This is a genomic window from Afipia sp. GAS231, assembly GCF_900103365.1.
Lineage (GTDB): Bacteria > Pseudomonadota > Alphaproteobacteria > Rhizobiales > Xanthobacteraceae > Bradyrhizobium.
Genome location: NZ_LT629703.1, coordinates 2829507 through 2853257, shown reverse-complemented (window position 1 = coordinate 2853257; position 23751 = coordinate 2829507). Strand labels below are relative to the sequence as shown.

Here is a 23751-nt window from a genome sequence, read left to right as displayed (position 1 = left end):
TCGCTTCGCGCCGACCCTCCCCACAAGGGGGAGGGATAAGGAAGCAGCCGCGCGTCCCTACGCCCCCACCGCCTTCTTGCGCCAGGCCAGGTGCACGGCGCAGGTGCAACCGGGCGGATGCGAAGCGACGTCGTTGGCGGGGGCGAGCGGGGCGGTCTTCTCCGTGCGGTGCGGTTCCTGCGAGGGAATGTAATTCAGCACCGGCGCCAGCCAGCGCTCGGTCTCGGTGACGCTCATGCCCTTGCGGGCGGCGTAGTCCTCGACCTGGTCGCGCTCGATCTTGCCGACACCGAAATAGAAGCTCTCGGGATGGCTGAAATAAAGTCCCGATACCGACGAGCCCGGCCACATCGCAAAGCTCTCGGTCAGCTTGACGCCGGCGGTGTTCTCGGCGTCGAGCAAACGGAACAGCGTCGCTTTCTCGGTGTGATCGGGCTGGGCGGGATAGCCGGGCGCGGGGCGGATGCCGGCATATTGTTCGAGGATCAGTTGATCCGGCGTCGTGGTCTCGTCCGGCGCGTAACCCCAGAACTCGCGCCGCACCCGCGCATGCATGCGCTCGGCAAAGGCTTCGGCGAGACGATCGGCCAACGCCTTGCACAGGATCGAGGAGTAATCGTCATTGGCATTCTTGAAACGATCGGCAACGACGTCCTCGCCGATCCCGGCGGTAACGACGAAGGCGCCGATGTAATCGGGCACGCCGGAGGATGCCGGCGCGATGAAATCCGACAGCGCGGAATTGAAGCGGCCTTCGCGCTTCTCCAGTTGCTGGCGCAGCGTATGGAAGGTCGCGATCTGCTGCTTGCGGCCATCGTCGGCATAGACAGCGATGTCGTCGCCGACGGCATTGGCCGGCCAGAAGCCGATCGTGGCGCGCGCGGTGAACCACTTCTCCTTGACGATGCGATCGAGCATCTTGCGGGCGTCGTCGTAGAGCGAGCGCGCGACTTCGCCGACCTTTGGATCGTCGAGGATGGCAGGAAAGCGCCCCGTCAGTTCCCAGGTCTGGAAGAACGGCGTCCAGTCGATGTATTCGGCCAGTTCGGCGAGGTCGTAGGCGTCAAAACTCTTGATGCCGAAAAATTTTGGCTTGGTCGGCGGCGCCTTGGCGAAATCGATCTTCATCGCGTTGGCGCGGGCGGTCTCGAGCTTCAGCCGCTTCTTGTCGGCCTGCGCCCTGAAATGCGCCGCGGAAATCTTGGCGTATTCGGCGCGGATGTCAGTCGCAAAGGCGTCGCGCTTGTCGGCCGAAAGCAGCGACGACGCAACGCCGACGGCGCGGCTGGCGTCGTTGACATGCACCACCGGGCCGCCCTTGTAGTTCGGGTCGATCTTAACGGCGGTGTGGACGCGGCTGGTGGTGGCGCCGCCGATCAACAGCGGCATCTTCATGCCCTGCCGTTCCATTTCGCCGGCAAGGAAACTCATCTCATCCAGGGAAGGTGTGATCAGGCCGGACAGGCCGATGATGTCGGCGCCTTCGGCCTTGGCGGTCTCGATGATCTTCGATGCCGGCACCATGACGCCGAGGTCGATGACCTCGAAATTGTTACATTGCAGCACGATGCCGACGATGTTCTTGCCGATGTCGTGGACGTCGCCCTTGACGGTCGCGAGCACGATCTTGCCGGCGTTCTTGCGGCCGTCACCGGCCACGCCATTTGCGAGGTTGCGCGCCTTCTCCTCTTCCATGAACGGCATCAGGTAGGCGACCGCCTGCTTCATCACGCGCGCGGACTTCACCACCTGCGGCAGGAACATCTTGCCGTCGCCGAAGAGGTCGCCGACGATGTTCATGCCGGCCATCAGCGGGCCTTCGATCACATTCAGCGGGCGTTCGACCGTCAGCCGCGCGGCTTCGGTATCGGCTTCGATATATTCGGTGATGCCGTGCACCAACGCGTGGCTCAGCCGCTTCTCGACCGGCCATTCGCGCCAGGCCAGATCCTGTTCCTTGGTCTGCTTCTCCTTGCCGCGGAATTTCTCCGCCAGCGCCAGCAGCCGCTCGGACGCGCCGGGATCGCGGTTGAGAATCACGTCCTCGCAGGTCTGGCGCAACTCGGGATCGATGTCGTCATAGACGATCATCTGCCCGGCATTGACGATGCCCATGTCCATGCCGGCATGAATCGCGTGATACAGGAACACCGAATGCATCGCTTCGCGCACCGGCTCGTTGCCGCGGAACGAGAACGACAGGTTGGAGACGCCGCCGGAAATATGCGCGTGCGGCAGGTTCTGGCGGATCCAGCGCGTCGCCTCGATGAAGTCGACGCCGTAATTGTTGTGCTCTTCGAGGCCGGTCGCGATCGCAAAGATATTCGGATCGAAGATGATGTCTTCCGGCGGGAAGTCGAGCTCGTTGACGAGGATGTCGTAGGCGCGCTTGCAGATCTCGGTCTTGCGCGCGAACGTATCGGCCTGGCCGGCCTCGTCGAACGCCATCACGACCACGGCGGCGCCATGGCGGCGCGCGATCCGGGCCTCGTGGATGAACTTCTCCACGCCCTCCTTCATCGAGATCGAGTTCACCACCGGCTTGCCCTGAACGGATTTCAGACCGGCTTCGATCACGGCGAACTTGGACGAGTCCACCATCACGGGCACGCGGGCGATGTCGGGCTCCGCGGCGACGAGGTTGAGGAACGTCACCATCGCGGCTTCGGAATCGAGCAGGCCCTCGTCCATGTTGACGTCGATGATCTGGGCGCCGTTCTCGACCTGGTCGCGCGCCACCGCCAACGCCGCGGTGTAGTCGCCGGCGGTGATCAGCTTGCGGAATTTCGCCGATCCGGTGACGTTGGTGCGCTCGCCGACGTTGACGAAGGGGATCGCGGGCGTCAGTTCGAACGGCTCCAGCCCCGACAGCCGCAGCCGCGGCTCGATCTCAGGCACGACGCGCGGTCTGTGCGGGGCGACGGCAGCGGCAATCGCCGCGATATGATCCGGCGTGGTGCCGCAGCAGCCGCCGACGATGTTGACGAGGCCGGCTTGTGCGAACTCGCCGATCAGCCGCGCCATGTATTCCGGGGTCTCGTCGTACTGGCCGAACTCGTTCGGGAGTCCGGCATTCGGATAGGCACACACCAGCGTGTCGGCGACGCGGCCGATGTCGGCGATATGCGCGCGCAGGTCTTCGGCGCCGAGTGCGCAGTTGAAGCCGATCGTGGCGGGCCTGGCGTGCCGCACCGAATTCCAGAACGCTTCCGGCAATTGGCCCGATAGCAGGCGGCCGGACTTGTCGGTGATGGTGCCGGAGATCATCACGGGCACGTCGATGCCGCGCGCGTCGGTGATCTCGGCGATGGCGTAGAGCGCGGCCTTGGCGTTCAGCGTATCGAAGATGGTTTCGACCAGCAGCAGGTCGGCGCCGCCGTCCAGGAGGCCGTTGATCTGTTCGCCATAGGCCTTGCGCAGGTCGTCGAAGGTGACGGCGCGGTAGCCGGGGTTGGAGACGTCAGGCGAGATCGAGGCGGTGCGGTTGGTCGGCCCGAGTGCGCCGGCCACGAAACGCGGCTTGCCGTCCTCGGCGCTGACGCGCGTCGCCGCGGCGCGGGCGAGCCTGGCGCCGTCGCGGTTGAGCTCATAGGCGAGGTCCGACATGTCGTAGTCGGCCTGCGCGATCGAGGTCGAGGAAAAGGTGTTGGTGGCGACGATGTCGGCGCCGGCGCGGAGATACGCGGCGTGGATGTCCTCGATCGCCTCCGGCTGGGTCAGGATCAGCAAGTCGTTGTTGCCGCGCACATCGCGGTGGAAATCCGCAAAGCGCGCGCCGCGAAACGCGGCCTCGTCATATTGCAGGCCCTGGATCATCGTGCCCATGGCGCCGTCGAGCACCAGGATGCGTTCGCGGGCGGCGGCGAGCAAAGCGGTTCGCTTCGGCGAAATCGGAATGGTCATCGATCAAGCGGCCTTCTGTGCGCCATGGGGGCGAATGCCCAGGAGATGGCTGATCGCAAACACGAGGTCCGCGCGGTTCATGGTGTAAAAGTGAAAAGTATCGACGCCGTGCTTGGCGAGCTTCTGCACCTGGCCGGCCGCGACGGTGGCGGCGACCAGCTTCCGGGTCTCGGCGTCCTCGTCGAGACCTTCGAACTTGTCGGCGAGCCACGACGGCACCGTGGTTCCGGCGCGGGTCACGAAGCCGCGCGCCTGCTTGAAATTATGCATCGGCATGATGCCCGGCACGACGGGTATATCGATGCCGCGGGCGCGGACGCGGTCGAGGTAACGGAAGTAGAGGTCGTTGTCGAAGAACACCTGGGTAATGGCGCGGGTGGCGCCGGCGTCGACCTTGGCCTTCAGCGTGTCGATGTCGGCGTCGAGGCTCGGGCTCTCCGGATGCTTTTCCGGATAGGCCGACACCGAGATTTCGATATCGGGATAGTGCTTCTTGATGCCTTCGATCAGATCCGGCGAACTCTGATAGCCATCGCGATGCGCCTGATAGGCGGTGCCAATGCCGGTGGTGGGGTCGCCGCGCAGCGCCACGATGTGGCGGACGCCGACGTCGTGATAGCGCGCCACCACGTCGTCGATCTCGCCCTTGGGCGCGCCGACGCAGGTCAGATGCGCCGCCGGCGTCAGGCGAGTCTCCTTGAGGATGCGGGCAATGGTCGAATGGGTGCGCTCACGGGTGGATCCCCCGGCGCCATAGGTCACCGAGACGAAGTTGGGGGCCAGCGGCGCCAGCCGGTTGATGGTCTCCCACAGGGACCGCTCCATATCTTCCGTCTTGGGCGGAAAGAATTCGAAGGAGATCTTGGGCGAATGCAGTTCGCGCGGCCCGTCCGATACGGGAGAGGTAACCTCGGTCATGGCAGTCGCGGAGCTCCACGGGATTGGGCAGGCATCAGGCCTAGCGGCGATCAGCTAAAATAGGCCAAACACGGCGCCGCACATAGCCCATCGGCTATGGGAAATTGCCCATCATGAACAAAACTGATGATAAATTTGCCTCAGAAGAACACCTAGTGGGCAGGCATGATCAAAGGATATCTAGGAAGAATATTACGCTATTTCAATATATTAGATCGATTTCAGGCTCCGGTTTTCGCAAAGGAAAGGGTTGGGTAGAATCGGATTATATTGGATTTGTCATATTTTGTCCCACTCGCGAGGGGCGCCGGCAGCATCGCGCGCCCGCCGGCGCGGGCCTGATCTGCACGCCGGCACCCTTTGTGGCCGGCGATTGCCGCACTAGCTTAGCGCCATGATCCCGCTTTCAGTCCTCGACCTCTCCGTCGTCACGTCAGGTACCCGACCCGCCGCGGCACTGCGCAACAGCATCGATCTGGCGCGCCATGTCGATGGCCTCGGCTATGTCCGCTACTGGCTGGCCGAGCATCACAACCTGGCTTCGGTCGCGAGCCCGGCGCCCGACCTGATGATCGGGCAGATCGCCGCGGTGACCAAAAACATCCGCGTCGGCTCCGGCGGCGTGATGCTGCCCAACCACGCGCCGCTGATGGTGGCCGAACGCTTCAAGATGCTGGAGGCGCTGTTTCCCGGCCGTATCGATCTCGGCCTCGGTCGCGCGCCCGGCACCGATGGCGCCACCGCGCATGCGCTGCGCAGCCGGCTCGACCGCCGCGAGGGCGACGATTTTCTCGAGCGGTTGCAGGAATTGATCCTGTGGGAGACCCGCGGTTTCCCGGCCGGCCATCCCTACAACAACGTGGTGGCGATGCCGGATGACGTGCCGCTGCCGCCGATCTGGCTGCTCGGCTCGTCCGACTACAGCTCGGAATTGGCCGCGCAAGTCGGCATGGGCTTCGCGTTCGCGCATCATTTCGCGTCCTATGACGCGGTCGCGGCGATGACCAATTATCATGCGCATTTCAAGAAAGAGGGCGGCTGGACTTCGACGCCGCACGGAATTCTGGCGGTTGCCGCCGTTGCCGCGGAGACCGATGCGGAAGCCGAGAAGCTCGCGTCCTCGATGGATCTCAATCGTTTGCGCCGCGACCGCGGACAATTTCTGCCGCTGCCGAGCGTCGAGGAGGCGCTGGCCTATCCCTATACGGATGCCGAGCGGCTCTCGGTCGCACGCAACCGCGAGCGGCTGTTCGTCGGCAGCCCCGCGACCGTGATGACAAAACTGCAGCCGATGCTGGACGCCGCGAAGCCCGATGAACTGATGATCATCACCGCCGTCTACGATCACGACGCGCGCAAGAAGTCCTACAGTTTGCTGGCGGACGCTTTCGGGCTGGGGAAGAAAGTGGCGGCTTAAGAGAGTTTGAGCGTTACGCAGCTCTCACCGCGTCATGCCCGGGCTTGACCCGGGCATCCACGACTTCCTTCTCCGCCAAGACGTGGATGGCCGGGACAAGCCCGGCCATGACGAAAGTCTGTGTCGGGATGGTACTCCGAGACGATCTCAATCCCCGTTGCCGCTGAACGTCAGCCGGAACGGCTGCGCCGGATAAACCCCGACGATGCGGAATTCGCGCGAGAAGAATTTCAGTTCCTCCAGCGCAAAGGCGAGGCCCTTGTCGTCGGGATGTCCGTCGACATCGGCATAGAATTGCGTCGCGAAGAATTCGCCGTCGACCATGTAGCTCTCGAGCTTGGTCATGTTGACGCTGTTGGTGGCGAAGCCGCCGAGCGCCTTATAGAGCGCCGCCGGCAGGTTGCGGACCCGGAAAACAAACGAGGTGACCAGCGGACCGGAGCCCTGCGCGGCCCACTTCTCCTCGCGCGCCAGCACCACGAAGCGGGTGGTGTTGTGGGTTTCGTCCTCGACATCCTCGGCCAGGATATCGAGGCCGTAGATTTCGGACGCGAGCTTCGAGGCGATCGAGGCGCAGGACTTGTCGCCGCGTTCGGCGACGATGCGGGCCGATCCCGCGGTATCGCCCGACACGATCGGCTTGATGCCGAGCTTGCGGATGATGCGGCGGCACTGTCCGAGCGCGTGGACGTGGCTCTCGACGGTCTTGATATCGGCCAGCTTGGCGCCGCGCGGCGCCATCAACTGGTGATGGATCGGCAAGAACCATTCGCCGACGATGAACAGGCCGGACTGCGGCAACAGGTGATGGATGTCGGCGACGCGGCCGGCGACCGAATTCTCGATCGGGATCATGCCGAGATCGGCCTCGCCCGAGGCGATCGCCGCCAGCGCGTCCTCGAAGGTCGGGCAGGGCAACGGCTCGGCGTCCGGATAGGCCTCGACGATGGCGATATGGGAGTTCGCGCCAGGCTCGCCCTGGAATGCGATTTTCAGCTTCTGGGTCATGGGGGGCCTTGTAGCAGCGGTTCAGGCTTTGGCTAGAGCGTTTTCGAGCGAAGTGGGCACACCGGTTCGCGCTGAAGAAAACGCGTCAAAACAAAAGGATAAAGCGCCGTTCAATCAGAACGGGGCTTTAGTATTCGGCGGGCGGTTTCGAGATCGGCCGGGGTGTCGACCCCGCGCGGGACGGTGTCGACGATCATGACGTCGATCCGCATCCCGGCTTCCAGGGCCCGAAGCTGCTCGAGCTTCTCCTGTTGCTCCAGCGGCGAGGGCGGCAGCGTCACGAACCGCTCCAGCGCGGCCCGGCGATAGGCATAGAGGCCGATGTGGTGATAGCGCGGCCCGTCGCCGGTGGGCGCCGTGGCGCGCGTGAAATAAAGCGCACGCAACCTTCGCGGGCCGATCGGCGAGCCGATCGCCTTCACCACGCTCGGAGCGCGGTCTTCTTCCTCGGTATGAATCTCGGACGCCAGCGTCGAGATATCGACCGCGGGCTCGGCAAGCGGCGGAAGCACGCTGCGGATGGTGTCGGGCGTAATGGTCGGGAAATCGCCTTGCAGATTGACGATGATTTCGGCCTTTCCCTCAGGGTCGAGGATGGTCATGGCCTCGTAAATCCGGTCCGAGCCGGAGGGATGGTCGGCGCGGGTCATGACCGCCTCGCCGCCATGGGCTCTGACCGCGGCAGCGATCTCGGGCGTATCGGTAGCGACCGCAACCCGGCCGATTTGGGCCTCGAGGGCCCGCCGCAGCACGTGGACGATCATCGGCAGGCCGCCGATGTCCATGAGCGGCTTGCCTGGCAGGCGGGTCGCCGCCATGCGGGCAGGAATCAGCACCAAGTTGCGGGTTTCGGTCATCGGTACGCAGTCAAAGGCGGCCTCGAAAACAGGCCGGAAATAATGGGGATTGGCGGAAAGTCGGGGCGTTTATACGGGTTGCCAGAGCCCGGGCAAACCGATATCTCAACCCTGCTGAGGGTGCAGCGCGAAAGCCTGATTCCTGATGCTATCCCGCGGCCGTTCTGCCGGCCTTACGCCGACCTTCAGGGCTGGAGCCTGAGCCACTATGGACTCCTTCGAACTCAATAAGATCATCGGTGCCATTCTCGGTACCTGCATTCTGCTTCTGGTGACGAGCTTTGCCGCTGGTGCGATTTTCTCACCCAAGATGCCGGAAAAGTCGGGCTTCGAGATCGCCGTGAAGGAAACGGCCCACGAAGGTGGCGCCAAGGAAGCCGCCGCGCCGTCCGAGCCGATCGAAAAGCTGCTGCAGACCGCTTCCGCGGAGCGGGGCGCCGCCGCCGCCAAGAAGTGCGCCGCTTGCCACACCTTCGAAAAGGGCGGCCCCAACCGCGTCGGTCCGAACCTGTTCGGCACCGTCGGCGAGAAGAAGGGCGAGGGCAAGGGAGGCTTCAACTTCTCAGCGGCCATGAAGGGCAAAGGCGGCGAATGGACGTTCGACGACCTCAACAAGTTCATCTCCAATCCGAAGGGCTTCGTTCCCGGCACCGCGATGGGCTTTGCCGGCATCCAGAGGGACAGCGAGCGAGCCGACGTGATCGCCTATCTGGCCACGTTGGCCGACAAGCCGGTTCCGCTTCCGACGGCGGCGAAATAACATTTCTTTAGTCCAGCATGGACTTGCGCGCGACAGCACGGCCAGGCATTGCCTGGCCGTTTTTCGTGGGTTGAATCTTGGGCTGATCGCATTGTCGTTATCGGGACGTTTCGCCGCACCGTGACAGCCTTTGGGCTATTATCATGAGGAAAAAGCAACGTAATTTGTCGAACCCTTGCCTTATATTGGGCGCTGGCTGGAGCATGATCCGGAAAAGTGGAGACCGGTTTTCCGGACAGATCATGCGACCAAAATAAGAAGCGGCCGGCCGTAAACAGGAATTCCTCATTTGGCGATAACCCGACGACATCTTCTGCAGGGCGGCGCCGTCGCCGCGATGGCCCCGGTGCTGGGGCTCCCCCCCTATCTTGGCGCGATCACGCCGGCGCAAGCGCAGGCGGCACCCGATGGGCTGGCCTGGCGACACGGCTTGTCGACCTTCGGCGACATCAAATACCCTGCCGACTTCAAGCATTTTGACTACGTCAATCCGACTGCGCCCAAGGGCGGCGTCGCGCGCCTGTTTGAACTAGGTACTTACGACAGCTTCAACATCGTGATGGACGGGTTGAAGGGGTTGGCCCCCAACGGCGTCGGCCGAATTTACCAATCGCTCACCAGCTCTTCGCTCGATGAGGCTAACACTTCCTACGGTGCGATCGCTGAGGCCGCGGCCTACCCGGACGATTTCTCCTATGTGATCTACCGGCTGCGTTCGATCGCACGGTGGCACGACGGCAAGCCGATCACCGCGGAAGACGTGATTTTCTCTTTCGACGCGCTCAAGAAAAACAGCCCGATGTTCAGTTCCTATTTCGGGCATATCGTCAAATGCGAAAAGATTGGCGAGCGCGACGTTAAGTTCACCTTCGACGCTCCTGGTAACCGCGAATTGCCTAATATTGCCGGTCAGGTCATCGTGTTGCCCAAGCACTGGTGGGAAGGCACGGACGCGCAAGGGCGCAAGCGCGACGTCACGGCGACCACGCTGGAACCGCCGTTGGGCTCGGGGCCCTACCGTATCAAGGATTTCGTTGCCGGCCGCACGCTGGTGCTCGAGCGTGTCAAGGATTACTGGGCCAAGGATATTCCTTCGAGCGTCGGCCAGGATAATTTCGACGAACTTCGTTACGAGTTCTTCCGCGACGACGTGGTCGGGCGCCAGGCCTTCAAAGCCGACCAATTCGACTGGTATGGCGAGCGTAGCGCCAAGGAATGGTCGGTCGCCTATGACTTCGACGCGGTACGCGACGGGCGGGTGATCAGAGAGAAATTTCCGGTTCTGAGCTCAGGGCGGATGCAGGGTTGGGCGTTCAACCTGCGCCGGCCGCTGTTCAAGGACGCGCGGCTTCGCCGGGCCTTCAATTACGCCTTCGATTTCGAGGAGATGAACCGGATACTCTCGACTGGTGAATATCATCGCGACAGCAGTTATTTCGATGGTATCCCCGAGCTGATGGCGACGGGTCTTCCGCAGGGCCAGGAATTGGAGATACTCGAAGCGGTGCGTGACAAGGTGCCACCGGAGGTCTTCACGACTCCCTACAAGGATCCCGTCAACGGCAACCCAGAGGCGGTGCGCAATAATCTCCGCGAAGCTGGCCGGCTTCTGAAAGAGGCCGGGTTCGAAATCCGCGACCGCAAGCTGGTCGATTCCGCGGGGCAACCTGTCAGCGTCGAGATTCTGTCTTCCGACGAGGGCAATGAGCGGATCGTGCTGTTCTACAAGCCTTCGCTGGAACGGCTGGGCATCACCGTGAACATTCGCAAGGTCGATAATGTGCAGTATCAAAATCGCATGCGCGATTTCGATTTCGATATCACTACCGCGGTGTGGGGGCAGTCGTTGTCGCCGGGCAACGAGCAACGCGACTGGTTCGGTTCGCAGGCGGCGGATCGGCCAGGTTCGCGCAATGTGGGCGGCATCAAGAATCCCGCGATCGATACCCTGATCGATCGCATCATCTTCGCCAAGAGCCGCGCCGAATTGGAGGCCGCCTGCAAGGCGATGGACCGCGTCCTGCTCTGGAACTTCTATTGCGTTCCGCAATTCAATTATGGCTTCCAGCGCTATGCGCGCTGGGATCGCTTCAGCCATCCCGATCCGCTGCCCAAATACGGCGTTTCCGGATTCCCGACGGTGTGGTGGTTCGACGCCGAAAAAGCGGCCAAGATGGGTAAACGCTCTTGAGCGGCTTCCCTTGCGTGCCCGCTTTATCCCGCCGCCGCGTTCTCGGGCTCGGCGTCGGCGCGCTGACTGCGTCGCAATTCGGACTGCCCGCTGCGGCCGAAGACGGTACCGAAATACACGGGCTGTCAGTGTTCGGCGACCTGAAATACCCGGCCGACTTCCACCATTTCGACTATGCCAACCCGGCGGCGCCGAAAGGCGGGGCGTTTTCAACGATCCCGACGTCGCGCCTGTACAACCAGTCTTTCTTTACATTCAGCTCGCTCAACGCCTTCATCCTGAAAGGCGAGGGTGCGTGCGGCATGGAGCTGACCTTTGCGACGCTGATGGCGCGGGCCGGCGACGAGCCCGATGCGGTGTACGGTCAGGTCGCGAAATCGGTGCAGATTTCGCCGGACAAGCTGACCTACCGTTTCACCTTGCGGCCCGAAGCCCGCTTCCACGACGGCACGAAGCTGACGGCACATGATGCGGCATTTTCGTTCACGATATTGAAGGAGAAGGGCCATCCGCTGGTCGTGCTGCAGATGCGCGACATGGTGAAGGCCGAGGCGCTCGACGACGCGACACTGGTGGTGACGTTTGCGGAAAAGCGCGCCCGCGACGTGCCGCTCTATGTCGCGACGCTGCCGATCTTCTCGAAAGCTTATTACGCGACCCGGCCGTTCGACGAAACCACGCTCGAAACCCCACTGGGATCGGGGCCATACAAGGTCGGCAAGTTCGAAGCCAACCGCTACATCGAGTACGAACGGGTCAAGGACTGGTGGGGCGCCGATCTTCCTTCCAGCCGCGGCCATTTCAATTTCGAGGTCGTACGTCTCGAGTTCTACCGCGACCGCGACGTCGCCTTCGAAGGATTTACCGGCAAGAACTATCTGTACCGCGAGGAATTCACCTCGCGTATCTGGTCAACGCGCTACGACTTCCCCGCCGTCAAGGACGGCCGTGTCAAGCGCGAGGTGTTGCCCGACGAATCCCCGGCCGGCGCGCAGGGCTGGTTCATGAACACCCGCCGCAAGCAGTTCAGGGATCCGCGGGTTCGCGAAGCGATCGGCTGCGCCTTCGATTTCGAATGGACCAACAAGACGGTGATGTACGGCGCCTATGCGCGCACGATTTCGCCGTTCCAGAATTCGGACATGGTGGCGACCGGTTTGCCGTCGCCGGAAGAGCTCAAACTGCTCGAGCCGTTCCGGGGCAAGGTGCCGGACGAGGTGTTCGGCGAACCCTTCGTGCCGCCGGTGTCGGATGGTTCGGGGCAGGACCGCACGCTGCTGCGCAAGGCCACGCAATTGCTCAACGATGCCGGCTGCAAGATCAAGGACGGCAAGCGGATGCTGCCGGACGGCGACGCCTTCAAAATCGAATTCCTGCTCGACGAACCGACGTTCCAGGCGCACCACGGCCCTTTCCTGAAGAATCTCGGTACGCTCGGTATCGAGGCCACGCTGCGAATGGTCGATGCGGTTCAATTCCGCGCCCGTGTCGAGGATTTCGACTTCGATGTCACCACGGAGCGCTTCAGTATTTCCGCAACGCCCGGAGACTCGATTCGACCGACCTTCTCCTCACAGGCTGCCGCAACCAAAGGCTCCTTCAATCTGGCCGGCATAGCCGATCCCGTCATCGACGCGCTGCTCGAGAAGATTCTGGCGGTCGATACCCGGGTTGAACTTACCACGGCCTGCCGCGCCTTCGACCGGGTGTTCCGTGCCGGACGCTATTGGGTGCCGCATTGGTACCGTGCCAATCATCCGCTGGCCTATTGGGATGTGTTCGATCATCCAAAGATACTGCCGCGCTATCCGATCGAGAATTACGTGACCAATGTGGGTGAACGTATCCTGTGGTGGTATGACGCCGCCAAGGCCGCGAAACTCGAGCAGGCGAAGTAATTCATGGCCGCCTATATCGTACGCCGCATCTTCCTGATGTTTCCGACCCTGCTGGGTATCCTGCTGGTGTCGTTCATTGTCGTACAGTTTGCGCCGGGCGGACCAGTGGAACGTGTGCTGGCGCAGCTTTCCGGCGCCGACACCGGCGGCACCTCGCGGATATCGGGATCTTCCGGCGGCGACATGGTCGCGCGTGGGCAGGTCGGCGCGGCCGCGGATGCCGTCAGTTCGAAATACCGCGGCGCACAGGGGCTCGATCCGGATTTCATCAAGAAGCTGGAAGTGCAGTTCGGCTTCGACAAGCCGGCACCGGAACGTTTCGCGCTGATGCTGTGGAATTTTGCCCGCTTCGATTTCGGCAAGAGCTATTTTCGCGACGTCAACGTGATCCAGCTCATCAAGGAAAAGCTGCCGGTCTCGATGTCGCTCGGGATCTGGATGACGCTCTTGACCTATCTGATTTCCATACCGCTCGGCATCCGCAAGGCCGTGATGGACGGCTCGCGGTTCGATACCTGGACCTCCGCCATCATCATCGTCGGCTTTGCCATTCCAGGCTTCCTGTTCGCGATCCTCTTGATCATCCTGTTCGCCGGCGGCTCGTTCTTCAACATCTTCCCGCTGCGCGGACTGACCTCGGACGGCTGGGCGCAATTCCCCTGGTACTGGAAGATCATCGACTATTTCTGGCACGTCACGCTGCCGCTGATCTCGATGGCGCTGGGCGCCTTCGCCACCATGACGCTACTGACCAAGAACTCGTTCCTCGACGAAATCCGCAAGCAATATGTGATGACGGCGCGCGCCAAGGGCTGCAGCGAATGGCAGGTGCTGTACAATCACGTCTTTCGCAACGCGATGCTGATCGTGATCGCGGGCTTTCCCGGCGCGTTCATCCACGCCTTCTTCTCCGGTTCGCTCTTGATCGAAACCATCTTCTCGCTCGACGGCCTCGGCCTGCTTGGCTTCGAAAGCGTGCTGAACCGCGACTATCCGGTGGTATTCGGCACGCTGTTCATCTTTTCGCTGGTTGGCCTCGTGGTCAACCTGGTCTCCGATCTCGCTTACATGTGGATCGACCCGCGGATCGATTTCGAGGCGCGTGAGGTCTGATGACGGTCATTGCGCCCCAGCCGATCGAAACCACGACGCAAGCGCCGCTCGGCGAGGCGGTGCCTATGACGCGCAGCCGGTTCGCGCCGTCGCCGCTCAACCGCCGCCGCTGGCAGAATTTCAAGGCCAACCGCAGGGGTTACTGGTCGTTCTGGATCTTCCTCGTGCTGTTCGTGGTCTCGCTGTTTGCCGAACTGATCGCCAACGACCGCCCGTTCCTGATCAAGTATGACGGCCATCTCTACTGGCCGGCCTTTATCAGCTATTCCGAAACCACCTTCGGCGGCGACTTCGAGACCGCTGCGGATTATCGCGATCCCTATCTGCAGAAGCAGATCGCCGACAAGGGCGGCAGCATCTTCTGGCCGCTGATCCGCTATTCCTACGATACCCACAACCTCGATCTGCCGACGCCGGCGCCGTCGAAGCCGACCTGGATGCTGACCGAGCAGCAGTGCAGCGAAGTGGTGCAGAAGAAGCATCTCACCGGCTGCCGCGACCTCGAATATAACTGGCTCGGCACCGACGACCAGGGCCGCGACGTGGTGGCGCGCCTGATCTACGGATTCCGCATTTCGGTGCTGTTCGGCCTGACGCTGACCATCGTCTCCTCGATCATCGGCATCGCCGCCGGCGGGGTGCAGGGTTATTTCGGCGGCTGGATCGATCTCGGTTTTCAGCGTTTCATCGAAATCTGGAACGCGATTCCCTCGCTCTATCTGCTCTTGATCATATCGGCGGTGCTACCGCCGGGATTCTTCATCCTGCTCGGCATTCTCCTGCTGTTCTCCTGGGTGTCGCTGGTAGGCCTCGTGCGCGCCGAATTCCTGCGCGGGCGAAACTTCGAATATATCCAGGCGGCCCGCGCGCTCGGCGTCTCCAACGCCAAGATCATGTTCCGCCACCTGCTGCCGAACGCGATGGTGGCGACCATGACGTTCCTGCCGTTCATCGTGTCGTCCTCGGTGATGACGCTGACGGCGCTGGATTTCCTCGGCTTCGGCCTGCCGCCCGGCTCGCCGTCGCTCGGCGAATTGCTGTCCCAAGCAAAAGCAAATGTGCAGGCGCCGTGGCTCGGCTTCACCGGCTTCTTCTCGGTCGCGATCATGCTGTCGCTGTTGATCTTCATCGGCGAGGCCGCGCGCGACGCCTTCGATCCGCGCAAGACGTTTCGGTAAGGGATAACCGCATGGACGCCATCAACCAGCCCTTGCTCGACGTTCGCGACCTCTCGGTGGCGTTCGGCAATACGCTTGCGGTCGACCACGTCTCGTTTTCCATCAAGCGCGGCGAATGCGTGGCGCTGGTCGGCGAATCCGGCTCCGGAAAATCCGTCAGCGCGCTGTCGATCCTGAAACTGTTGCCCTATCCGAGCGCCTCGCATCCCTCCGGCAGTATCCGCTTCAGGGGCCACGATCTCCTCACGGCGTCCGAGAGCGAGGTGCGCGAAATCCGCGGCAACGACATCTCGATCATCTTTCAGGAGCCGATGACCTCGCTCAATCCGCTCCATACCATCGAGGCGCAGATCGGCGAGATCCTGTTTCTTCACAACGGCATCCGCGGCGCGATGGCGCGGGCGCGGACGCTGGAACTGCTGACGCAGGTCGGCATTGCCGATCCCGAAACCCGGTTGAAGAGCTATCCGCATCAGTTGTCGGGCGGCCAGCGCCAGCGCGTGATGATCGCGATGGCGCTCGCCAACGAACCGGACCTGCTGATTGCGGACGAGCCGACCACCGCGCTTGATGTGACGGTACAGGCGCAGATCCTGGCGCTGCTCGCCGAAATTCGCGCGCGGCTCGGCATGAGCCTGCTGTTCATCACCCACGATCTCGGTATCGTGCGCCGCATCGCCGACGTCGTCTGCGTGATGAATTCGGGCAAGATCGTCGAGCAGGGGCCGGTCGAGCAGGTCTTTACCGCGCCGAAGCACGCCTACACCAAAGCGCTGCTGGCCGCCGAACCGAAGCCCGATCCGGCGCCGCCGAGGCCGGAATCGCCGGTCGTGATGTCGGCCGACAATTTGAAAGTCTGGTTTCCGATCAAACGCGGCCTGCTGCGCTCGACCGTCGGGCATATCAAGGCGGTCGATGGCGTCAGTCTCGCGGTACGCAAGGGCGAGACGCTCGGCGTCGTCGGCGAATCCGGTTCCGGCAAGACCACGCTGGGTCTTGCGTTGCTGCGCCTGATTTCATCCGACGGGCCGATCGTGTTTCTCGGCCAGAACATCCAGGGCCTGCGTTTCAAGGCGATGCTGCCGTTCCGTCGCGACATGCAGATCGTGTTTCAGGATCCGTTCGGCGCGCTCAGCCCACGGATGTCGGTCGGCGATATTGTCGCCGAGGGCTTGAGTGTGCATCAGCCTTCGCTGTCCTACGAGGAGCGCGAGACGCGCGTCATCAAGGCGCTTGCGGATGTCGGGCTCAACCCGGAATGGCGATTCCGCTATCCACATGAATTTTCCGGCGGCCAGCGCCAGCGCATTTCGATCGCGCGCGCGGTGGTGCTGGAGCCGAATTTCGTCGTGCTGGACGAGCCGACCAGCGCGCTCGACATGCTTTTCCAGGCCCAGATGGTCGATCTGCTGCGTGAGCTGCAGCGCAAGCGCGACCTGACCTACATGTTCATCTCGCACGACCTGCGCGTGGTGGCATCGCTCGCCAGCCACCTGATCGTGATGCGTCTCGGCAAGGTGGTCGAGGAAGGCCCGGCGGCGGAACTGTTCAAGAATCCGAAGAGCGATTACACCCGCGCCCTGTTCGCCGCGGCGTTCCGGATCGAGGCTGTTCCCGGTGACGCGGCCGGAGTCTAGAGCCGTTTGATCGCCGTGACCTCGCTGCCGGCGGCCCTGATACGCGCGATGGCTTCGCGCGTGTTCTCGACCACCGTCGCCATGTGATGTGCGTTGGCGTGCACGATGGTGTCGCTGTCGCGGACGATCGCAACGTGGCCCTTCCAGAAGATCAGGTCACCGCGTTGCGGTCTGTGCATTTGAGCCGAGTCAAGCGCCCGGCCGAGGCCGTCCTGCTGCATGTCGCTGTCGCGCGGGCAGCCGGTGCCGGCGGCATTCAGCGAGACCTGGACCAGGCCGGAGCAATCGATGCCGAGGCTGCTCTTGCCGCCCCACAGATAGGGCGTGCCGACAAATCGTTCGGCGACCGCGACGAAATCGTTTTCGACCGCGTCGAGAACGCCGAGATGCCGGTGCGGCAGATACCAGCCGTCGCGGGTAACGGCGAAGGCAGCGTCTTCGCGGGTCACCGTCAGCTTTGCGCCCAACGACAGCGTCTCGACCGGCGGTAACTTGATCGAGGGTCCTGGAAACGCGAAGGTGCGCAACGCCGTCACCTTGTGCGTCGGCGAGGCGGCCGGCTTTGCCAGCGCGGCATCCGGAATCCAGCCGACATAGCCGTCGCTGTTCAGTTGACCCCAGGCAAAGCCTTCGCCGTTGCGATCATAGACCGTGACGCGTTCGCCCTTCAGCGCCTGCGTCGCCAGTTCGGCATCGGCGAAAGGCCCTGAGCGCAGCGGCGCGATCGCCTCGACGACTTCGAATACCTCACCTTCGACAAAGCGCGCGGCCCTGACCTTGCCTTCGAGATATTTGGCGGCGACCTCGGGCCGCGCCGGCGTCAGGCGCGGATCATCCATAGCGCTGGCTCAACAGTTTGTAGATGGCGCGCGCCGCCTGGCATTCGCCGCCCTCGGGGCGCGCCGGTTTGGCGGATGGCGTCCAGCCATAGATATCGACATGCAGCCATCGCGTGGTGTCCGACACGAAGCGCTGCAGGAACAGCGCACAGGTGATCGAGCCGGCGAAGCCGCCTGACGGCGCGTTGTTGATGTCGGCGACTTTCGAATCCAGCCACGAATCGTAAGCCGGCCACAGCGGCAACCGCCACAGCGGATCGTTCTCGCCTTTCGCATGGGCCGCGACGTCACCGGCCAGCGCCTCGTCGTTGGTGTAGAACGGCGGCAGATCCGGCCCCAGTGCCACCCGTGCGGCGCCCGTCAGCGTACCCAAATCGACCAGCAGGTCCGGCTTCTCCTCGTCGGCCAGCGCCAGCGCGTCGGCCAATACCAGCCGGCCCTCGGCGTCGGTGTTGCCGATCTCGACCGTCGGCCCCTTGCGCGACTTGAAGATATCGAGCGGACGGAAGGCGTTGCCGGCGACCGCGTTTTCGACCGCGGGGATCAGCACCCGCAGCCGGACTTTCAGTTTCGCGTCCATCACCATCTGCGCCAGCGCCAGCACATTGGCCGCACCGCCCATGTCCTTCTTCATGATCAGCATGCCGCTCGACGGTTTCAGGTCGAGGCCGCCGGTGTCGAAACAGACGCCCTTGCCGACCAGAGTTACCTTGGGGTGAGAAGTATCGCCCCAACCGATATCGATCAGCCGTGGCGCGCGGGTCGACGCCTGGCCTACGGCATGGATCAGCGGAAAGTTTTGCGCGACCAGTTCGTCGCCGACGATGCTCTTGAAACTCGCGTCGTAACGTTTCGCCAGTGCCTCGGCGGCCTGCGCCAGTTCCTCCGGACCCATGTCGTTCGACGGCGTGTTGATCAGGTCGCGCGCCAACGATGCGGCTTCCGCCATCCGCATGATATCGGCGACATCGACGCCGTCAGGCGGTACCAGCCGGACGCCGGGCTGCTCAGCCTTGCGATAACGTCCGAAGCGGTAGCTGCCGAGCGCGAACGCAAGCGTCGCAAGGCGCACATCGTGCGGCGCGTTGGCGAAGCGATAGAGGCCCGGCGGCAGCAGGCCCGGCAGGGAGCCTGGCCGGAACAGGTCGCGGGATTTGCTGCTGTCATCCTCGATGCCGAAAATGACCTGCGCGATCTGTCCGTCGGGCGCGGGCAGGATCAGGCATTTTCCCGGTTTGGCGGTGAAGTCGTTGGCAAGACCAAATTGTCGGGCCGGTTCGGAAAGGCCCTTCGAGATGGCGGCCCATGTCGTCTTGGTGGCGAAGGTGATCGGAATGGCCGGGGTGGCGGGCGTGGTCTCGAACGGGGAATGCATGCGGATCTCGTCAAACGGGGCGGGCAGGGGTGCCGCGGCTTCATAGCACGGCCAATTAACCAGCCGTTAGGGTTAACAGTCTATTGCTGTCGCGTTCGGCTCCGTTCGCCCGATACCCCGTGAGTTGAAGTGACATGCGTCGACAGTCCAGCCATGCCGGGTATCTCGCCCGGCTTCTCGCATCCGCGGCGTTAAGCGCGGTCCTGGCCGCAAGCCTTGGCGGCTGCCAGACCATGTCCGATGTGACGGGCGCGATTACGTCTTCGAAGACTGCCGCCGTTCCCGAGGATCCGCGGCAAGCCGTCGATGTCTACGGCGAGCGCTATCGCGCCAATCCCAAGGACGCCGATGCGGCGCTGGCGTATGGCCAGGCGCTTCGCGCCACCGGGCAGCGCGCGCAGGCTGCCGCCGTGCTCGAACAGGCCACCATCGCCAATCCCGGTAACAAGGCGCTGATCGCCGGCTACGGCCGCGCGTTGGCCGACAACGGCAATTCGCAGGCCGCCTTCGATGTGCTCAGCCGCGCCCACTCGCCCGCCAATCCCGACTGGCGTATTCTCTCGGTGCAGGGCACGACGCTCGACAAGATGGGCAAGCACGAAGAAGCCCGCCGCTACTACGCCACCGCGCTGAAGATCGTGCCGGAGGAACCGTCCGTCCTGTCCAATCTCGGCCTCTCCTACATGCTGACGCGGGAATTGCCGCAGGCCGAGGAAACGCTGCGGCGCGCCTATGGCAATCCGCGCGCTGACGGCCGGGTGCGCCAGAACCTCGCTTTGGTGGTTGGCTTGCAGGGCCGTTTCGCGGAAGCCGAGACCATCGCCAAGGGCGACCTGCCGGCCGACGAGGCGACGGCGAACGTGGCCTATCTTCGCGAGATGCTGAGCCAGAAGGACCCGCGCGGCGGACGAAAACCGCCCGTGGTCGCGCTCGACAAACAGGACTGAACGTCCAGTCGTAGCAAGTCGCCGTCGTTCCGCGCCGCGGCCGACCGTCGTCACCAACCCGCAGCTGTCATCACCCGCGAAAGCGGGTGATCCAGTATTCCAGAGACTCAGTGCACGAATCGAAGGGCGCGGATCGCCCGGTCCCGGCCACGCCAAGACTTGCTTCTGTTGGCTCGCCGGAGCTTTAACGGAGGCGGCAAGCCGGGCGACGACAATTCTGCAGGCTCGACCGGCGCGGCGTCTGCCGCGCCGGCAGCCTCACGGCATCGCCTGGATCTTGATGTAGGTCGGCCCGAGAATGACGATGAACAGGCAGGGCAGGAAGAACAGGATCATCGGCACGGTGAGCTTCGGCGGCAATGCTGCGGCCTTCTTCTCGGCCTCGTTCATCCGCATGTCACGGTTTTCCTGCGCCATCACCCGCAGGCTCTGGCCGAGCGGCGTGCCGTAGCGTTCCGACTGCATCAACGACAGGCAGACTGACTTGACGCCTTCGAGGCCGGTGCGCTTGGCGAGATTCTCATACGCCACCTTGCGGTCCTGCAGATAGGACAGTTCGGCGGTGGTCAGGGCAAACTCTTCCGACAGCGCCACCGACTGCGTGACGATTTCGGTCGAGACCTTGCGGAACGCAACTTCGACCGACATGCCGGACTCGATGCAGATCAGCAGCAGGTCGAGCGCGTCCGGGAAGGCGCGCTTGATCGAGAGCTGGCGCTTGCTGATCGCGTTTTTCAGGAACAGCATCGGCGCCTGCAGTCCGGCATAGGCGGCGGCGAGGCAGATGCCGATCTTGACCGGCATCGACTTGTCCAGGTTCGTGATCACGAAGATGTAGATCACCGCGCCGAGAAACAGCACGATCGGCGTCACCGCGCGGGCGAACAGGAAGGTGACGTAGGGAGCGTGACCGCGATAGCCGGCCATGATCAGCTTGTCGCGCGCGGCTTCCTGCGCCAGCCACTTGCCGAGGTTGAAGTCTTCCACCACCTTGGAAACCAGCTGCTTCGGGGTCTGCCGCAGCGACACCTTTTCCGACTTGTTGAGCCGCTCACGCTCGCGCTGGCGGAGCCGTTCGCGCTCGCTGGCGACGGCCTTCATCCGCTTGGCGAGGCCTTCGCCGGCAAACAGCGGCATGATCAGGGTATAGGCCGTGGCGCCCGCGGCAATGGCCGCGAGCAACATGGTCATGAACCGCGCGTCGTGAAGCTTGTCGATCATAAATTGAATCATAACTGCACCGTCAGAAGTCGAAGTTGATCATTTTCTTCATCACAAGCACGCCGCAGGTCATCCAGCCGACGCAACATACCAGCATGAACTGGCCGACCCGCTCGGTCCAAAGCAGCGAGATGTAGTCGGGCGTCGAAATCCAGACCAGCAGCATCACGATCGGCGGCAACGAGCCGATGATGGCCGCGGAAGCCTTGGCTTCCATCGACATAGCCTGGATCTTTTCCGCCATCTTCTTGCGGTCGCGCAGCACCTTGGAGAGGTTGCCAAGCGCTTCCGACAGGTTGCCGCCGGATTTCTGCTGGATCGCGATCACGATGCCGAAGAAGTTCGCCTCCGGCACCGGCATCCGCTCGAACAGCCGCGCGCAGGCGTCGCCCAGCGGCATGCCGATGGTCTGGGTTTCGATGATGGCGAGGAACTCGCTCTTCAGCGGTTCCGGCGCGTCGGCGGCGACCACCTTGATCGAATCAAACAGCGGCAGACCGGCCTTGATGCCGCGCACGATGACGTCGACGGCGTCGGGCAGCGCCTTCAGAAACGCCTTCTCGCGGCGGGTCTTGAGGTAGCCCAGCGTCCAGCGCGGCAGGCCGAAGCCAGCGGCGAACGCCATGCCGAGGCCGCCCAACAGTCCGCCGCCGACCGTGAACGCCACGACGAAGAAGACTGCGGCGCAGGCGCCGGACATGATCCAGAATTTCTGCGTCGTCCAGCCGAGACCGGCCTGGGTGAGCCGGACGCTCAGCGGCACGCGCTTTTCCTTCTGGCGGCGCGCCTCGAGATCCTTCAGCGACCCCTCGACCTGCTCGCGGCGCGAACGTTGGCTCTTGTCGGCCTGGCGTGCGGCGGCGGGTTCGGACCGTGCGATCGAGGCACGGCGAGATTCGGCCTTTTTCTCTCCGGACAGCAACGGATAGACGAAGACCCAGGCCAGTCCGCCGACAGCGGTGAAGCCGAGAAAGGCCAGTGCGAGCACCTGCATGTTCATCACCCGCTCCTTACTTGTTCTCGGCGACTTCGGCGGCGTCGAGGGCTGCCGCAAGCCGCTTCTCCTCGCCGTAATACCGCGCACGTTCCCAGAAGCGCGGGCGTCCGATGCCGGTCGAGCGATGTCGTCCGATGATCTTGCCGTTGGCGTCTTCGCCGATCAGCTCATACACGAACAGATCCTGGGTGATGATGGTGTCGCCTTCCATGCCCATCACCTCGGTGATGTGGGTGATGCGGCGCGAGCCGTCGCGCAGGCGCGCGGCCTGCACGATGACGTCGATCGAGGCGCAGATCATCTCGCGAATGGTGCGCGAGGGCAGCGAGAAGCCGCCCATGGTGATCATCGATTCGCAGCGTGACATCGCTTCGCGAGGGTTGTTGGCGTGCAGCGTGCCCATCGAGCCGTCATGGCCGGTGTTCATGGCCTGCAGCAGGTCGAATGCCTCGGGTCCGCGGACTTCGCCGACGATGATGCGTTCAGGGCGCATACGCAGGCAGTTGCGCACCAGTTCGCGCATCGTGACCTGGCCTTCGCCCTCGATGTTGGGCGGGCGGGTTTCCAGCCGCACCACATGGGGCTGCTGCAATTGCAGTTCGGCGGCGTCTTCGCAGGTGATGACGCGTTCGTCGTGTTCGATGAACTGGGTCAGGCAGTTCAGCAGCGTGGTCTTGCCGGAACCGGTACCGCCCGAGATCAGCACGTTGCAGCGGACGCGACCGATGATCTGCAGGATCTCGGCGCCTTCCGGCGAGATCGCGCCGAACTTGACCAGCTGATCGAGCGTCAGCTTGTCCTTCTTGAACTTACGAATGGTGAGCGCGGGGCCGTCGATCGCCAGCGGCGGAACGATGGCGTTGACGCGGGAGCCGTCGGCGAGACGGGCGTCGCAGATCGGCGAGGATTCGTCGACGCGCCGGCCGACCTGGCTGACGATGCGCTGGCAGATGTTGAGAAGCTGCTGGTTGTCGCGGAACCGGATGCCGGTCTTCTGGATCTTGCCGGCGACTTCGATGAACACCGTGCCGGCGCCGTTGACCATGATGTCGGCGATGTCGTCGCGCGACAGCAGCGGCTCCAGCGGACCGTAGCCGAGCACGTCGTTGCAGATGTCGTCGAGCAGTTCTTCCTGCTCGGCGATCGACATCACGATGTTCTTGATCGCGATGATTTCGTTGACGATGTCGCGGATTTCCTCGCGCGCGGACTCGCCGTCGAGCTTGGCGAGCTGGGCGAGGTCGATCGCCTCGATCAGGGCGCCGAAGATCGTCGCCTTGACCTGGTAGTAATTGTCGGATCGCCGCGCTTCCGCGGAGGGCGCGGGCGGCGCCTTTGCGGGCGCGATCGGCGGTGAAGAGACGGTCGGAGCTGCGACCTCACGCGGAACGGCTGCAGCGCCGGAAACCGGTTCCGGCGCCTGAAAAGCGGGCTTCGGCGCCCGCGTGTCGCTATCATTTCCGCTACGCTTACCGAACACTTTGGTACTCCA

Annotated in this window: 17 protein-coding genes; 8 read left to right on the top strand and 9 right to left on the bottom strand. The window is 63.3% G+C overall.

What is annotated here, in order from left to right:
• Positions 1-57: 57 nt before the first annotated feature.
• Positions 58-3903 (bottom strand): methionine synthase, encoded by a 3846-nt coding sequence (gene metH, locus BLS26_RS13590; RefSeq protein ID WP_092511819.1) that lies wholly within the window; start codon positions 3901-3903, stop codon positions 58-60.
• Positions 3904-3906: 3 nt separating this feature from the next.
• Positions 3907-4821: a methylenetetrahydrofolate reductase [NAD(P)H] gene (gene metF / locus BLS26_RS13585; protein ID WP_092511817.1), complete on the bottom strand. Its 915-nt coding sequence runs from the start codon at positions 4819-4821 to the stop codon at positions 3907-3909.
• Positions 4822-5215: 394 nt separating this feature from the next.
• On the opposite strand from metF, the gene BLS26_RS13580 reads away from it, so the two are divergent.
• Positions 5216-6238, top strand: coding sequence for an LLM class flavin-dependent oxidoreductase (locus BLS26_RS13580; protein ID WP_092511815.1), 1023 nt, complete (start codon positions 5216-5218; stop codon positions 6236-6238).
• Between the two features lie 147 nt (positions 6239-6385).
• Here BLS26_RS13580 and BLS26_RS13575 read toward each other — a convergent pair whose 3' ends face one another.
• The gene (locus BLS26_RS13575) at positions 6386-7246 is read right to left on the bottom strand and encodes a prephenate dehydratase (protein ID WP_092511813.1); all 861 of its coding nucleotides are present in this window, start codon (positions 7244-7246) and stop codon (positions 6386-6388) included.
• A gap of 110 nt (positions 7247-7356) precedes the next feature.
• Positions 7357-8103 carry a 3-deoxy-manno-octulosonate cytidylyltransferase gene (locus tag BLS26_RS13570; RefSeq protein WP_092511811.1) on the bottom strand — a complete coding sequence of 249 codons (747 nt, stop codon included), beginning with the start codon at positions 8101-8103 and terminating at the stop codon, positions 7357-7359.
• 208 nt (positions 8104-8311) lie between these two features.
• On the opposite strand from BLS26_RS13570, the gene BLS26_RS13565 reads away from it, so the two are divergent.
• From BLS26_RS13565 to BLS26_RS13540, 6 genes are all read left to right on the top strand, one after another.
• Positions 8312-8863, top strand: coding sequence for a cytochrome c family protein (locus BLS26_RS13565; protein WP_092511809.1), 552 nt, complete (start codon positions 8312-8314; stop codon positions 8861-8863).
• A gap of 337 nt (positions 8864-9200) precedes the next feature.
• A complete protein-coding gene (locus tag BLS26_RS13560; protein ID WP_092518026.1) occupies positions 9201-11054 on the top strand; it encodes an extracellular solute-binding protein in 1854 nt (617 codons plus the stop codon).
• 14 nt (positions 11055-11068) lie between these two features.
• Complete coding sequence (locus BLS26_RS13555) at positions 11069-12952, top strand: extracellular solute-binding protein (RefSeq protein ID WP_092511807.1); 1884 nt, start codon at positions 11069-11071, stop codon at positions 12950-12952.
• A 3-nt stretch (positions 12953-12955) separates the two neighbouring features.
• Positions 12956-14065 carry a microcin C ABC transporter permease YejB gene (locus tag BLS26_RS13550; protein WP_092511805.1) on the top strand — a complete coding sequence of 370 codons (1110 nt, stop codon included), beginning with the start codon at positions 12956-12958 and terminating at the stop codon, positions 14063-14065.
• A complete protein-coding gene (locus BLS26_RS13545; protein ID WP_092511803.1) occupies positions 14065-15243 on the top strand; it encodes an ABC transporter permease in 1179 nt (392 codons plus the stop codon). The genes BLS26_RS13550 and BLS26_RS13545 overlap by 1 nt, the downstream gene beginning before the upstream one ends.
• A gap of 11 nt (positions 15244-15254) precedes the next feature.
• The gene (locus tag BLS26_RS13540; RefSeq protein WP_092511801.1) at positions 15255-16880 is read left to right on the top strand and encodes an ABC transporter ATP-binding protein; all 1626 of its coding nucleotides are present in this window, start codon (positions 15255-15257) and stop codon (positions 16878-16880) included.
• On the opposite strand, the gene BLS26_RS13535 is transcribed toward BLS26_RS13540, so the two are convergent.
• Complete coding sequence (locus tag BLS26_RS13535; protein ID WP_092511799.1) at positions 16877-17719, bottom strand: NlpC/P60 family protein; 843 nt, start codon at positions 17717-17719, stop codon at positions 16877-16879. The genes BLS26_RS13540 and BLS26_RS13535 overlap by 4 nt on opposite strands.
• Entirely contained in the window at positions 17712-19094 is a 1383-nt protein-coding gene (locus BLS26_RS13530) for a M17 family metallopeptidase (protein WP_092511797.1), read from the bottom strand. The genes BLS26_RS13535 and BLS26_RS13530 overlap by 8 nt, the downstream gene beginning before the upstream one ends.
• A 134-nt stretch (positions 19095-19228) precedes the next feature.
• Between BLS26_RS13530 and BLS26_RS13525 the strand changes: the two genes are divergently transcribed.
• Positions 19229-20041, top strand: coding sequence for a tetratricopeptide repeat protein (locus BLS26_RS13525; RefSeq protein WP_092511795.1), 813 nt, complete (start codon positions 19229-19231; stop codon positions 20039-20041).
• Positions 20042-20299: 258 nt separating this feature from the next.
• On the opposite strand, the gene BLS26_RS13520 is transcribed toward BLS26_RS13525, so the two are convergent.
• The 3 genes from BLS26_RS13520 to BLS26_RS13510 are packed head-to-tail and all read right to left on the bottom strand — an operon-like array spanning position 20300 to position 23739.
• Positions 20300-21274 carry a type II secretion system F family protein gene (locus BLS26_RS13520; protein WP_092511793.1) on the bottom strand — a complete coding sequence of 325 codons (975 nt, stop codon included), beginning with the start codon at positions 21272-21274 and terminating at the stop codon, positions 20300-20302.
• 10 nt (positions 21275-21284) lie between these two features.
• Entirely contained in the window at positions 21285-22262 is a 978-nt protein-coding gene (locus BLS26_RS13515) for a type II secretion system F family protein (protein ID WP_092511791.1), read from the bottom strand.
• 10 nt (positions 22263-22272) lie between these two features.
• Positions 22273-23739 carry a CpaF family protein gene (locus tag BLS26_RS13510; RefSeq protein WP_092511789.1) on the bottom strand — a complete coding sequence of 489 codons (1467 nt, stop codon included), beginning with the start codon at positions 23737-23739 and terminating at the stop codon, positions 22273-22275.
• Between the last annotated feature and the right edge of the window lie 12 nt (positions 23740-23751).

Coding starts and splice junctions, on each gene's coding strand:
- metH (WP_092511819.1), bottom strand. CDS start 3,903: ATGACCATTCCGATTTCGCCGAAGCGAACCGCTTTGCTCGCCGCCGCC.
- BLS26_RS13540 (WP_092511801.1), top strand. CDS start 15,255: ATGGACGCCATCAACCAGCCCTTGCTCGACGTTCGCGACCTCTCGGTG.
- BLS26_RS13570 (WP_092511811.1), bottom strand. CDS start 8,103: ATGACCGAAACCCGCAACTTGGTGCTGATTCCTGCCCGCATGGCGGCG.
- BLS26_RS13560 (WP_092518026.1), top strand. CDS start 9,201: ATGGCCCCGGTGCTGGGGCTCCCCCCCTATCTTGGCGCGATCACGCCG.
- BLS26_RS13520 (WP_092511793.1), bottom strand. CDS start 21,274: ATGATTCAATTTATGATCGACAAGCTTCACGACGCGCGGTTCATGACC.
- BLS26_RS13535 (WP_092511799.1), bottom strand. CDS start 17,719: ATGGATGATCCGCGCCTGACGCCGGCGCGGCCCGAGGTCGCCGCCAAA.
- BLS26_RS13550 (WP_092511805.1), top strand. CDS start 12,956: ATGGCCGCCTATATCGTACGCCGCATCTTCCTGATGTTTCCGACCCTG.
- BLS26_RS13580 (WP_092511815.1), top strand. CDS start 5,216: ATGATCCCGCTTTCAGTCCTCGACCTCTCCGTCGTCACGTCAGGTACC.
- BLS26_RS13530 (WP_092511797.1), bottom strand. CDS start 19,094: ATGCATTCCCCGTTCGAGACCACGCCCGCCACCCCGGCCATTCCGATC.
- BLS26_RS13575 (WP_092511813.1), bottom strand. CDS start 7,246: ATGACCCAGAAGCTGAAAATCGCATTCCAGGGCGAGCCTGGCGCGAAC.
- metF (WP_092511817.1), bottom strand. CDS start 4,821: ATGACCGAGGTTACCTCTCCCGTATCGGACGGGCCGCGCGAACTGCAT.
- BLS26_RS13545 (WP_092511803.1), top strand. CDS start 14,065: ATGACGGTCATTGCGCCCCAGCCGATCGAAACCACGACGCAAGCGCCG.
- BLS26_RS13565 (WP_092511809.1), top strand. CDS start 8,312: ATGGACTCCTTCGAACTCAATAAGATCATCGGTGCCATTCTCGGTACC.
- BLS26_RS13525 (WP_092511795.1), top strand. CDS start 19,229: ATGCGTCGACAGTCCAGCCATGCCGGGTATCTCGCCCGGCTTCTCGCA.
- BLS26_RS13515 (WP_092511791.1), bottom strand. CDS start 22,262: ATGAACATGCAGGTGCTCGCACTGGCCTTTCTCGGCTTCACCGCTGTC.